The organism is Pedobacter cryoconitis (genome assembly GCF_014200605.1).
Lineage (GTDB): Bacteria > Bacteroidota > Bacteroidia > Sphingobacteriales > Sphingobacteriaceae > Pedobacter > Pedobacter cryoconitis_B.
Window position 1 is genome coordinate 346,641 of the sequence record NZ_JACHCE010000004.1, and the last position, 12,771, is coordinate 359,411.

Here is a 12,771-nt window from a genome sequence, read left to right on the forward strand (position 1 = left end):
AATTTAATTCATATTCCTATATTCATTCGGCGTGTATCCAACACGTTTTTTGAATATATTCCTGAGCTGTTTTCCCAATTTACTGTTTAATCAGATCACCAAAATAGTTAGCCGATAAACAGAAAACCTGTTAGTGGCAAACTAACAGGTTTTCTGTTTATTCTCATTTATCTATAAATCCAGTGTATAATAAATCACATCTTCTGTAGTCCCATCCTGCCAGTTACACGTTTCGCGGCGGCTGTAGCGAAAACCGAAACGCTGGTTCGCAGCTTTCGAGGCGATATTGCTTTCCCTATGGCTGACACTTAACCGTGTTAACTGAAGCTCAGCAGCCCTGGCCATCCTGACCTGATAAAGAAGAGCAGATAGCCCCTTGCCCCGATACGGTTCCCGTATATAAGATTGCCCCAAATAACCTTCATGCTCATTCAATAACAAAATACTGGTAAGGCCAATCAGCTCATCATTTGCAAAAAGACCAAAAACCGATCTCGGATCTTTTACCCGTTCTACCCACTCTGCATCGGTGAGATCAGTTTCTGCTGGCGTAGTACACCTAAACATAGCTGGTTCCATTTGGATTGCTTCCAAACGCATAAATTTATAAAGATTGGCTTCATCTTCCCGAAGCCTTCGGATACTGTAAATACCAGTTTTAATCCCGAGTGGCTGAACATCCATATGTTATATTAATTTTGAAATAAAATTATTAAAATTCTATATTTCAATACTTATATCAACTGATTTTTTGCATAAAAATTACGATCCGAAATTATCAACCAATGGCAATAATTCAATAAGATCATCGATTATCTGGTCTGGATTGGCTTTCTGAAGCTGTACACTTGTATGTGCACCAGTTGTAATCCCGATATTAAGTCCGCAACCTGCATTCTGTCCCTCCTGGATATCTATAGTTGAATCACCAACTTTAACTACACTACTACTGTCTGTAAGACCAAATCTTTTCATAGCAAATTCAATCATATCCGGATCAGGTCTGTTGCCCGGAACATCAGAAGCTGTTACCAGCGCATCAAAATCTATCCCTTCTTTCCAGCCAAGTTTTTCAATAATTGAATTTGCTGTAAAGCTATCGTATCCGGTATTAAGAACAACCAGAATATTCCTGTCCTTCAATGCCGAAAAAAGTGCTTTAGCATTGGATTGAGGAAATATATCTTCCCGGCTGTAAGCCGCTGTAAGCGTAATTATAAATTCATCATATATTCTTGAAATTAATGCCTCCTCACTGTTATTGGCATAGATAGCAAGTACAGAGCGGATAGCCTGCCTTTTTTCCTTACCCGCAGCCTGGGCAAGCACTTGCTCCAGACTAAAGTCAAAGCCGGAAAGGTTAATTGTATTTTTGAGGATCTTATAAACAAGATTATCTTCATTTACTGTAGTTCCCGCCATATCGAAAACTACCATTGCTATTTTGTTTTTTTTCATATCAAATCAGGTTGAAGTACAATGTTCCTTTAAGCTGATGCAATAATAATAAACATTGTTTAGCAAAACTAAACAATGTTTATATTTAAAAACAATTTGCTATATTAAGTTTATATTAAATCGTCCATTATCCACTCTTTATACCAAAGCACATAGCTGTATTTGTTAAAAAAACTATTCAACATATGCAATATTTGTAATTACTGAGATACTATTATATCTCAAATGATCATATTTAATCTATTAAAAAACAGTACTAAGTCAATTCATCAGGAAGCTGATTAAACATATCCAGTAAATATTGAAGGCTGTTTTCAGCATGTAACGCTTCTGTTTGCATTAAGGTGTCTTCAGTTACCCCTGCATTCCTGCTGCACATCTTCTTTTCAAAAGAAGCAACTGCTTCCTGTATTGTATTGAAATTATCCAGACACAATGCTTCATATAATTCCAGCGCATCCTGCATAGCCTGATTCACGCCTTCGCCCGCAAAAGGCGGCATTCGATGAGCTGCATCGCCAATCATAGTTAAATCCGGAAGCGTTTGCCACGATTGATTTAAAGGGAAATGATATTGTGGACGGGCTACGAAATAAGATTCATCAGTCAGAAATATTTCATTCCAATCTGCACTCCAATCCGAAAATCGATGTTTAAACCAGCTGAATACCTCTTCTTTGTTTTCAAAGTCAATACCAGATGTTTCAACCCAGTCTTCTGTCTCTTTAGTCCCTGTATAAAAGGAAAGCGAACCTTCCCCCTTTGCACTCAGAACAATTGTCTTGTAACTGCCTAATGCAAAAACCTTTCCTCCGTTAGTTAATTTCCACAAATGCGGTGCATTGACCGCAGCGTTATAAATATTACCTTCAACAATGGTAATACCCGAATAAACTGGCTTAATATCAGTCAGATATTTTCTGATTTTTGAATTTGCCCCGTCAGCTGCAATTACCAAATCAGCAGAGGCAGTTGTTCCGTTTTCAAATAACAAACTCCAACTGTTTCCATCCTTTTTCAGCTCAGAGAATTTTGCATTCCAAACTATAGTCCCCCCTTGCAATGATGCGATCAATAGATCACGAAGCGGGCCCCGGTCTATTTCAGGACGTGCATATTCACTATTCAGATCCATTATCCCTTCTTCCTCCGATTCAGACAAATGCACTATCGCATACTGATCAGTAATAGTTAACCGATCAGCACCTGGCCGGTAGTTTTTCTCAAATTCTGCTATCAGTCCACCTTCCCGCAATGCTTTTAATCCTGATTCATAATGCAAATCAAGCGTAGCACCCTGCTGACGGACAGAGGCATCATTGTCCCTTTCATAAACCTTTACATCAACCCCCTTAAGCTGGAGTAACCGTGCCAGGGTCACCCCACCAGGACCACCACCAACAATGGCAACTTTTTTATTTTCTAAAAACATCATCTGAGCTATTTTTTTATAATTCTCTTTGATTTTTTACAGCTGATATCTTTAAAATGCGATTATCATAAAAGCTTTCTTAATATTCAGCTATATAAAACTGCAATTATTTTTAAGAATAAAATAGTCGGTCTGAGTTTTAAAATAGTCTTAAATCAATAGGATCATCTCTCCTATGGATCAGCGCAAACCCAGGCTTTTCTAAAAAGATTATAAAACAACCAGTTCTTCATCCTTGTCAATATCAATTTTCACTTTTTTTATACGCTCCCGGATCATTCCTTCATATTTGGACCTGATCTCATCTGCTGTGAGCTCCGTTGTACTTATTTTATCCAGGATCGCATTTTCCAATAGGGACATATAATAACCTGAATATATTTCGACCGTATAGGTTACTGGTCCATAGATGACTTTTCCATCTTTTACGGCCTTAATCCTTACGTTGTTGACACTATCCAGTTCCTTTAAGAAATCTTCATAACCGATTTTTTCAATTAACCCCAGCTCTCTCGCCATCATCTTTTTAACGGTGCTGACTATGATCGCATCTTTTGCACGCTTTTTTAAAACATTAGCAGGAATATCGCCACCAAAATTCATAGTCCAGAATCCGGGACCAAACCTGGTCTTATATTTAACTTCAAAATCCCTGATGACCATCAATTTTTCTTTCTCCAGCTGCTGTTCGTACTGGGCTAAACTGATCGGCTCGTCATTCACCGTAAAAGCCACTCCATCAGAAACCATCGAACAGGAAAAACAAATTATAGAGAATATAATAAACGGGGCATACCAAAACCATCCCCTATTCATTTTTATGTTATAAACCTGTTCCATTATATGCGCCACGGTTAGGTACAGTTGCAGATGAAACTATATTTCCATAGTAATCCTTACCACCATTATCCGGAATCAGCACCCCAGAGCTCAGCGCCGGAGAACCCATAGACAAGCGGTATCCACTGACAGTATTGATTCCATTAAGACCACTTCCCGGACTCACAAATAAAGGATCTGTAGTGAGCTTATTCGTATCAGCAGGCTCTGCAGAAGGATGGTTGCCATAAAAGGTATTGTGATCAAATACCCCAAGCACTCCCGGAATATTATAGCTTCCACTGCCCAGGTTGTAAATGATGTTATTTTTAAAAGAATAGGCCTGATTTAAATCACCTTTTCCCCCTCCATCATCCCAGTCATGATCGATAATGTTCGTATTCAAACCAGATTTGATATAAATTGTATTGTTATATATACTGGTCCCAGGGGTGATACCGCCTGCAATATTAAAAATGGTTCGCCGGTCATTCTGACTGATATTATACCTCACTATACTATTTACAGAATTAGAAGCATCCAGGATGAGCATAAAACCACCTGCATTGTCATGGCTATAGTTATACTGCATAATGAAATTATAAGAATCGATATCCAGATCAAAACCCTGTCCATCACCATTGCCATCCAGAGCCTGTGTATTAAAAGCTTCATTAAATTGAGTTATACAATTGCGCCCGCGTGTAGGCCAGATAGCTGCGGCTCCATTAAATTGCCCGTCTTCACGATACCTGCCACAGTTATTAGCAACATTATGGTCAATCAGGGCACCTTCACATCCAAACACAAGGATACCGTCACTGTCAATATCCTTAACTGAATTATTCTGTACTTTCACATTCGTAGAAGCGTGGCCGCTGGCTTCCCATACATTGTCCCAGACCACAATTCCTGTACGGCCTGCATCTTCAACTATATTACCTTCAATGGTTATGTTATCAAAGCGATCTGTACCCACAGTTCCTGTAGTCACTACAGCGATCCCGCCAAAAGCATGAGGGTCAAAACCTGCATACCTGAAACTACCCGAAACAGCATGGACATAATTATTGCGGATAGTGATATTACTGGTCACCCCGCCACCAGTATTCTGAATAAAAATACCCTGGCGGAATACATCGCCGCGGGTTGCACTATAATTTGAAACCTCCAGATTTTCAATAATCCAATTGGATTGATTAAACAAATAGACCGGGGCACCAATAGTTCCGCTTAGAAAAATCTTAGGTTTTGTACCGCTACCGTAAGAGCTGATCCTGATAGGACTGGCGGCACTGCCCGCCCCTTTAGGATACAGCTGTGCATTCCAGATCCCCCCTGATTTCAGTAAAATACTATTCCCGGGCTGAAAGGTTGTAGCATTTACTTTAGCTATTGTTTTCCAGGCCGTACTTTCAGAAGTACCATTGTTCGTATCATTGCCGTTATCCGAATCCACATAATATGTAGTCGTACCTTCGGCTTTGATTTGTTTTGTACCTGCCACATCCAATTGCTCAATTTTACTGCAGGATAAAAGCACAGCAAGACAATAAAATATAAGATATCTTTTCATAAAGACAATGGTTAATAAGCTAATCCATTGCCAGAAATCCTGCGCCGGACCTTTAAACTAAATTAAGCTTAATTAATTCTGTTTTACCATTCATCTTGTTCATGATCACCTGCTAAAATATTTTTTGATACACTCAAAAACCCTGTGCTGCGCTTGTCTTATTGTAAAAAACTAATCCATCAAAACTTTCCAATACCGGCAAAGGATTAAAGCTATCCGCCCCATCTCCCAAAAATCTGGTTCCTATAGTTCTCATACGGTTAGTCCTCCTGAAAACCTTTTTCATTTGACCGGGCATCAAGAATCCTAACCCGGCCCGCATTAAAAGCAAAAGCGAGCGTATAATAATTTCTTTCAGTTCTTGTTTTAAATAGTATCCCATAGGCATATTAAACTCAAAAAACACGATAGAAAAATAGGTAACCAGTTTGTAGAAGACATTTTAAAGATCGATGAAGTAGTAGAATGTTATAATATTTCGGGGGATTTTGACTTCATATTAAAGGTCTATGCCAGGGATATGAAACATTACCAGGATTTTGTTTTTAATACGCTGGGTAACAGTTACAATTTACTATAGAATAACCCGGTTTTAAAACCGGGTTATTCATAAGTTCACTTACTCATTTCAAATCATTAAATCACCAGTAAATCCATAAATTCATCTACAGGTGTACTGGCTAGCCTGCTATAATCCAACGCAGCATGCAAAACAGCTTGTTGTTGTTTTTCAGGAAATTTCCTCGCCAGATTGATCTTGAATTTCTTCACCAGTTCAGGAATACCTTCTTCTCTTCTGCGCTGATGTCCGATAGGATATTCAACTACAACTTCTTCTAAAACAGTTCCGTCATTTAACTCAACGGTCATTGCATTGGCAATCGAACGTTTTGCAGGGTCATGGTAATCTTTAGTAAACTGTATATCTTCGACACATTCCATCTTATCGCGTAAGACATCAATTCTGGTATCAGCAGCAATATTATCTTCATAATCAGCAGCAGTTAGCCTGCCATAAATCAAGGGTACTGCAACCATATACTGTATACAATGATCCCTGTCTGCAGGATTATTCAACGGCCCTTTTTTATCAATGATACGAATAGCCGCTTCATGTGTACGAATCGTAATCTTTTTGATATCATCTGTTGTTTTGCCCGAAGCTGTTAATTTCCCTTGTAATGTCATTGCTGCTTCCACTGCAGTCTGCGAGTGAAATTCAGCAGGGAAAGAAATCTTGAATAGTACATTTTCCATGACATAAGAACCGTATTCACGCTGAAACTTAAATTCATTTCCTTTGAACGATACGTCATAAAACCCCCAGGTCTTGGCAGTCAGCACAGATGGATAACCCATTTCTCCTGTTTTGGCAATTAATGCAAGACGCACCGCACGCGAAGTAGCATCACCTGCAGCCCACGATTTACGGCTTCCTGTATTTGGAGAATGACGGTAAGTCCTTAAAGATTGTCCATCTACAAAAGCCAGTGAAACTGCATTGACCAGTTCATCACGGGTTAATCCGATTAATTTCCCTACAACAGCTGTAGAAGCTACTTTAACTAATATAACATGGTCTAATCCTACTTTATTAAAAGAGTTCTCCAATGCCAGTACACCTTGAATTTCATGCGCTTTGATCATGGCTTCCAATACATCTTTCATGGTCAGTGCTGGTTTTCCATTCGCAACTGAAGTTCTGGATAACCAGTCTGCAGTAGCAAGGATACCACCCAGATTATCTGAAGGATGACCCCATTCCGCAGCCAGCCAGGTATCATTAAAATCCAGCCAGCGGATAATTGTACCTATGTTAAACGCTGCAAGAACCGGATCTAACTGAAATTGTGTGCCCGGAACTTTTGCACCATGGGGAACGATTGTTCCCTGTACAACAGGGCCTAATAATTTGGTACAGGCCGGATAAGTTAAGGCTTCCAGTCCGCAGCCCAGGGTATCTAATAAACAATAATGTGCCGTTTTCCAGGCCAGTTCATTTTTTATTTCATAGTTCAATACATAATCCACAATATCTGTGAGTACTTTATCTGTTTGCGGTCTTTCGTTTGAGATGTGTGATGACATTTTTAGCTGAATAATTTTACGATTAACAATTTCTTTACTGGTGTCTTTTGACGTTCTATTTTAAATTTTCTCTGATGGTACTTTTAACGGTTTTCAACCGAAACAAACTCCCTGTTTTCAGGCCCTGTATAATTGGCACTTGGCCGAATGATTTTTCCGTCCTGTCTTTGTTCAATGATATGTGCACTCCAGCCTGTCACTCTTGAAATGACAAAAAGCGGAGTAAACATTAAAGTCGGCACCCCCATCAGGTGATAAGAAACCGCCGAGAACCAGTCCAGGTTCGGGAACATCTTCTTTTCGCTCCACATCAGCGTTTCCAAACGTTCAGCAACATTATACAGGAGCATATCTCCAGCCTCTTCCGAAAGCTCTTTTGCCACCTTTTTAATCACAACATTTCTCGGGTCTGAAATGGTATAAACCGGGTGGCCAAATCCAATAATAACTTCCTTATTTTCTACTCGTTTACGAATATCTTCTTCTGCTTCCTCAGGTGAATTATAACGGCTCTGTATATCAAAAGCCACTTCATTTGCTCCCCCGTGTTTAGGTCCGCGCAATGCACCAATTGCTCCGGTTATAGCCGAATAGATATCAGAACCTGTTCCTGCAATCACCCTGCTGGTAAAAGTAGAAGCATTGAATTCATGCTCCGCATACAGGTTAAGTGATATTTGCATCGCCTTTACCCATGACTCTGAAGGTTTACGGCCGTGTAAAAGATGTAGAAAATGTCCGCCAATTGACTCATCGTCAGTTTCAACCTCTATAATTTTTCCATTATGCGCATAATGATACCAGTATAACAAGGCAGAACTAAAACAGGCCAGCAATTTGTCTGCAATATCTCTTGTACCCGCAATATTATGATCATCCTTTTCAGGTTGTATACTTCCAATAGCCGAAACTGTAGAACGCATAACATCCATCGGATGTGCAGCCGCAGGAATCTGCTGTAAGATATTTTTAACGGAGTTTGGCAAACCCCGGAGTGATTTTAATTTAGTTTTATAGTTTGTCAGCTGCGGCTTAGTAGGTAAAGACCCGTATATAAGCAGGTAAGCTACTTCTTCAAATTCAGCTTTTTCTGCTAAGTCCAGGATATTATAACCTCTGTAATGTAAGTCATTACCGTTTTTACCCACGCTGCATAAAGCAGTATTACCCGCAACAACGCCCGAAAGTGCTACGCTTTTCTTAGGTTTGAATGCTGGTGTTTCTTTGTTATCAACCATTTTTATTTGCTTTAAAAAGATTATCTAATTTTTGCTCGTAGTCGTGATATCCGATACTCTTGTAGAGTTCTTCTCTGGTTTGCATGGTGTCTAATACATTTTTTTGCGTACCATCTTTACGGATGTGCTGATAGACATTTTCGGCAGCTTTATTCGCAGCACGAAAAGCAGACAATGGATATAGGATCAATCCTACACCGGCACTGCTCAGCTGATCGACAGTATACATCTCAATCATTCCAAACTCAGTGATATTGGCCAGCACAGGAATTCCTGTAGCATCCACAAATTTCTGATAATAAGAAAGGTCAGGTACGGCTTCCGCAAAAATGAAGTCAGCCCCAGCTTCTTTGTAGGCAACGGCTCTTTCTAATGTTTTTTCCAATCCTTCAACAGCAAAAGCATCTGTCCTTGCACCAATCACAAAATGTTCATCTGTCCTGGCATCTGCAGCAGCTTTTAAACGATCTACCATTTCTTGTTTACTCACTACCTCTTTACCAGGACGATGACCACAGCGTTTTGCACCTACCTGATCTTCAATATGCAGCGCCGCAGCACCTGCTTTGATTAATGATTTCACAGTACGGGCAACATTAAATGCTGAAGGGCCAAAACCAGTATCTACATCTACCAGAAGCGGCAGGTCGCATACATTTGTGATGCGCTGAATGTCGATAAGTACATCTTCCAGAGTAGTAATCCCTAGATCCGGAATCCCTAATGATCCGGCAGCTACACCACCACCTGAAAGATAAATTGCATTGAATCCCGCTTGCTGAGCCAATAAAGCATGATTGGCATTAATTGCTCCTACAATTTGAAGGGGACTTTCTTTTTTTAAAGCCTCCCGGAATTTCTGACCGGGGGATTTAAGGTTTGTTGTTTGCATCGTCAGTTTTTTTAGAAAAATTAGCTTCGGTTAAAAATGTTCTTCTTTTTTAATACAATGCTGCTGACAGAAAGATTTTAAAGAAACAAATATGAATAGCGATACATGGCAATTCCTGAGCCCGAATATCAGGAACAGATTTCACCAGGTAAAGAATAAACATCTGTTAGAATAAAAGCTTCAGATCACGAAAGCATTGTCCATTCGGAATAGGCAGGTTTGCTGGCTTGTAGTTGCAAACAGCTCATGATTTTAGACATGAACCCCTATTAATCTAAGATTAATATCACCATTTCCGTTTGATGTGGTATGCAAAGAACTTTTTGCAATGTAAAAAATAAAACCAAATAAAATTAGCTTTAAAATGTAAAATTGTTCGCTTTAATTTTACTTACAATATCAAAAACAACTATTTTGAGATTTCCAGTTAGTTTACAAATTAATGCAAACCATTTCGTTGTCCACATAAATAACGCCCTTACTCTGGTCATTATTGTCTGTTAAAAAATATAGTCAGTAAACGTCGTTTTGGCACTTGATACCTTATATTTTTGACGCTGCAACCTCTAAAAAAAACTCTGATGACAGCTCAAACCGCATTTAGTACGATAGAAAAAAAAACAGGTAACTATGTAATCTCTTTTCAGGAAACCGACAGCACAAAATCTGCAATTACCGGAGGCAAAGGAACTAACCTGGGTGAACTGTCCCGAATCAAAGAAATCAGCGTACCAGAAGGTTTTTGCATCACCACACAGGCTTATAAGAAAGTAACCGGAAATAATCAGGAACTGAATAGGCTGCTGGAACAATTAATGCATCTTGAGGCAGAAGACAGAGAAAATATCAATAAAATCAGTGCTAAAATCCGCAGCACAATTGAAAGCACACCTATCGCTAAAGATATAATAGAAGAAATTGAGGATTATCTCGCCAGGTTTGATGAAAAAGAAGCTTTTGCTGTGCGTTCCAGTGCTACCGCAGAAGACCTGCCAAAAGCATCCTTTGCAGGGCAGCAGGATACATATCTGAACATTATTGGAAAAGAGGAAATCCTGAAACATATCAGTAAATGCTGGGCTTCTCTGTTTACAGCCAGGGCAATAATTTACCGGATTCAAAATGGGTTCGGCCACCAGAACGTCTACTTGTCTGTGATTATTCAAAAAATGGTTTTCCCACAGGCAGCAGGAATTTTATTTACTGCCGATCCCGTTACTTCTAACAGGAAAGTAGTATCCATTGATGCCAGCTTCGGACTTGGCGAAGCCATGGTTTCCGGTCTGGTCAATACTGACCTTTACCAGGTTTGTAACGGTTCCATTATCCAGAAAAAGATATCCACTAAGAAACTGGCAGTTTCTGCTATAGAAGGTGGTGGTACGCAAGAAACGGAAGTTGAGCCAGCATATCAGAACAGGCAAGCATTGACGGATGATCAGATTCTACAGCTTGAACGCACAGGCAGAGCAATCGAACAACATTTCGGGCGCCCTCAGGACATTGAATGGTGTTTGTCAAATGATACCATTTATATTGTTCAGAGCAGACCAATCACTACGCTATACCCTATTCCTGAAGCAAATGATCAGGAGAACCACGTTTATGTATCTGTTGGCCATCAGCAAATGATGACCGATGCAATGAAACCGCTGGGACTGTCCTTTTTCCTTTTAACAACTCCTGCTCCCATGCGTAAAGCTGGTGGAAGATTGTTTGTAGACATCACCAGCTTTCTGACTACTGCTGCTGGCAGAAAAAGGATAATAGATGTCCTGGGTAAATCAGATCCGCTGATCAAAGACGCATTACTGACTATTCTGGGGCGGGAAGATTTTATAAAATGCACTGCAGATGAACAACAAATACCTGCCGCAGGTAAAAACAGTAAAGAGATATTATCTGCTGATTTTCAAACACCCATTGAAAATGGCCACGCTATAGTTTCTGAATTGATTCAGCAAAATCAGCTATCAACCGAAGCGTTAAAACAAAACATCCGAACAAAATCAGGAACAGATTTATTTGATTTTATTCTGGAAGATATTCAATACCTGACAAAGTTTTTATCTGCTCCCGGAAGCATAGAAGTAATCATGGCTGCCATGAATGCCGCAGCATGGATTAACGAAAAAATGAACGAATGGTTAGGCGAAAGAAACGCAGCAGATACACTTTCTCAATCTGTACCCAATAATATTACTTCCGAAATGGGCCTGGCGCTTTTGGATGTAGCAGATGTGATTCGTCCTTTTAAAGCAATAATTGATTATCTGAAATATACAAAAGAGGATAATTTTTTAGATGAACTGCTCAGGTTTGATGGCGGACAGCAAACCCAGAATGCCATCGCAGCTTATCTGAACAAATATGGGATGCGGTGCAGCGGAGAAATCGATATCTCTAAAAACCGCTGGAGTGAAAAACCGCTGACCATAGTGCCCATGATCCTGGGTAATATCAAAAACCTAAAACCCGGTGCCAGCCGCCGGAAATTTGAGCTGGGACGCCAGGATGCTTTAGAAAAAGAACAAGAACTGCTGCATCGGCTAATGCAATTGCCTGATGGTAAACAAAAAGCTGAACAAACGAAACGGGCGATTAGCCTGATCCGGGACTTAACCGGCTATCGTGAATATCCAAAATATGGAATGGTTAATCGTTATTTTATTTATAAACAAGCTTTACTGAAAGAAATTGCCCCCCTTATCCAAGCGGGCATTATTCATGAAAAAGAGGATATGTATTACCTGACTTTTGAAGAACTTCGCCAGGTTATAAGTACAAATCAGATAGATTATCAACTCATCAGTGAAAGAAAAGAAGAATACAAATCAAATGAGAAACTAAACCCGCCACGTGTGATCACATCTGATGGTGAAATCATTTCAGGTGCGTACAAAAAGGAGAACCTCCCGGCACAGGCTATTGCAGGTCTTGCTGTTTCTTCCGGAATTATAGAAGGCCGGGCACGTGTGATCTTAAATATGGAAGATGTTGACTTGGAAGATGGAGATATACTGGTCACTTCATTTACTGATCCCAGCTGGACACCGTTATTTGTTTCTATTAAAGGCCTGGTCACCGAAGTTGGCGGACTGATGACTCATGGAGCAGTTATTGCACGTGAATATGGCTTACCAGCAGTTGTTGGGGTAGAGCACGCGACCAGACTGATTAAAGATGGACAACAAATCAGGGTGAATGGAACTGACGGGTATGTTCTGCTGCTGGATGAAATAGAAATGTAGATAATAACCAAAAATTT

At 39.9% G+C, this 12,771-nt stretch carries 11 protein-coding genes; 2 read left to right on the forward strand and 9 right to left on the reverse strand.

All coding sequences use genetic code 11. The features are described 5' to 3' along the window. Nucleotides 1-171: 171 nt before the first annotated feature. The 6 genes from HDE68_RS14810 to HDE68_RS26540 all read right to left on the reverse strand — a co-directional run bounded on the left by HDE68_RS14810 (nt 172) and on the right by HDE68_RS26540 (nt 5,541). Entirely contained in the window at nt 172-684 is a 513-nt protein-coding gene (locus HDE68_RS14810) for a GNAT family N-acetyltransferase (protein WP_183882993.1), read from the reverse strand. A 78-nt stretch (nt 685-762) separates the two neighbouring features. Then, the gene (locus tag HDE68_RS14815) at nt 763-1,458 is read right to left on the reverse strand and encodes an HAD-IA family hydrolase (protein WP_221300744.1); all 696 of its coding nucleotides are present in this window, start codon (nt 1,456-1,458) and stop codon (nt 763-765) included. 256 nt (nt 1,459-1,714) lie between these two features. Next, nucleotides 1,715-2,893 carry an FAD-dependent oxidoreductase gene (locus tag HDE68_RS14820; RefSeq protein WP_260171771.1) on the reverse strand — a complete coding sequence of 393 codons (1,179 nt, stop codon included), beginning with the start codon at nt 2,891-2,893 and terminating at the stop codon, nt 1,715-1,717. Nucleotides 2,894-3,100: 207 nt separating this feature from the next. Next, the gene (locus HDE68_RS14825; protein ID WP_183882994.1) at nt 3,101-3,706 is read right to left on the reverse strand and encodes a hypothetical protein; all 606 of its coding nucleotides are present in this window, start codon (nt 3,704-3,706) and stop codon (nt 3,101-3,103) included. 7 nt (nt 3,707-3,713) lie between these two features. Beyond that, nucleotides 3,714-5,285: a right-handed parallel beta-helix repeat-containing protein gene (locus tag HDE68_RS14830; protein WP_183882995.1), complete on the reverse strand. Its 1,572-nt coding sequence runs from the start codon at nt 5,283-5,285 to the stop codon at nt 3,714-3,716. Nucleotides 5,286-5,418: 133 nt separating this feature from the next. Then, a complete protein-coding gene (locus HDE68_RS26540) occupies nt 5,419-5,541 on the reverse strand; it encodes a hypothetical protein (RefSeq protein ID WP_260171772.1) in 123 nt (40 codons plus the stop codon). A 132-nt stretch (nt 5,542-5,673) separates the two neighbouring features. Here HDE68_RS26540 and HDE68_RS14835 point away from each other — a divergent pair, with 132 nt between their 5' ends. Further along, nucleotides 5,674-5,865 (forward strand): Lrp/AsnC ligand binding domain-containing protein, encoded by a 192-nt coding sequence (locus HDE68_RS14835; protein ID WP_317617703.1) that lies wholly within the window; start codon nt 5,674-5,676, stop codon nt 5,863-5,865. Between the two features lie 56 nt (nt 5,866-5,921). Here HDE68_RS14835 and HDE68_RS14840 read toward each other — a convergent pair whose 3' ends face one another. The 3 genes from HDE68_RS14840 to prpB form a co-directional block, all read right to left on the reverse strand. After that, nucleotides 5,922-7,373, reverse strand: coding sequence for a bifunctional 2-methylcitrate dehydratase/aconitate hydratase (locus tag HDE68_RS14840; protein ID WP_183882996.1), 1,452 nt, complete (start codon nt 7,371-7,373; stop codon nt 5,922-5,924). Nucleotides 7,374-7,456: 83 nt separating this feature from the next. Next, entirely contained in the window at nt 7,457-8,611 is a 1,155-nt protein-coding gene (gene prpC, locus HDE68_RS14845) for a 2-methylcitrate synthase (RefSeq protein ID WP_183882997.1), read from the reverse strand. Further along, the gene (gene prpB / locus HDE68_RS14850; RefSeq protein WP_183882998.1) at nt 8,604-9,503 is read right to left on the reverse strand and encodes a methylisocitrate lyase; all 900 of its coding nucleotides are present in this window, start codon (nt 9,501-9,503) and stop codon (nt 8,604-8,606) included. Before prpB ends, prpC begins: the two co-directional genes overlap by 8 nt. A 581-nt stretch (nt 9,504-10,084) precedes the next feature. Here prpB and ppsA point away from each other — a divergent pair. Next, nucleotides 10,085-12,754, forward strand: coding sequence for a phosphoenolpyruvate synthase (ppsA, locus tag HDE68_RS14855; RefSeq protein WP_183882999.1), 2,670 nt, complete (start codon nt 10,085-10,087; stop codon nt 12,752-12,754). The last annotated feature ends 17 nt before the right edge of the window (nt 12,755-12,771 follow it).

Excerpts from the sequence above, each read along its gene's own strand:
- HDE68_RS14840 (WP_183882996.1), bottom strand. The coding sequence starts at position 7,373 with ATGTCATCACACATCTCAAACGAAAGACCGCAAACAGATAAAGTACTC.
- HDE68_RS14815 (WP_221300744.1), bottom strand. The coding sequence starts at position 1,458 with ATGAAAAAAAACAAAATAGCAATGGTAGTTTTCGATATGGCGGGAACT.
- HDE68_RS14825 (WP_183882994.1), bottom strand. The coding sequence starts at position 3,706 with ATGAATAGGGGATGGTTTTGGTATGCCCCGTTTATTATATTCTCTATA.
- HDE68_RS14820 (WP_260171771.1), bottom strand. The coding sequence starts at position 2,893 with ATGATGTTTTTAGAAAATAAAAAAGTTGCCATTGTTGGTGGTGGTCCT.
- HDE68_RS14810 (WP_183882993.1), bottom strand. The coding sequence starts at position 684 with ATGGATGTTCAGCCACTCGGGATTAAAACTGGTATTTACAGTATCCGA.
- ppsA (WP_183882999.1), top strand. The coding sequence starts at position 10,085 with ATGACAGCTCAAACCGCATTTAGTACGATAGAAAAAAAAACAGGTAAC.
- HDE68_RS14830 (WP_183882995.1), bottom strand. The coding sequence starts at position 5,285 with ATGAAAAGATATCTTATATTTTATTGTCTTGCTGTGCTTTTATCCTGC.
- prpC (WP_183882997.1), bottom strand. The coding sequence starts at position 8,611 with ATGGTTGATAACAAAGAAACACCAGCATTCAAACCTAAGAAAAGCGTA.
- HDE68_RS26540 (WP_260171772.1), bottom strand. The coding sequence starts at position 5,541 with ATGAGAACTATAGGAACCAGATTTTTGGGAGATGGGGCGGATAGCTTT.
- prpB (WP_183882998.1), bottom strand. The coding sequence starts at position 9,503 with ATGCAAACAACAAACCTTAAATCCCCCGGTCAGAAATTCCGGGAGGCT.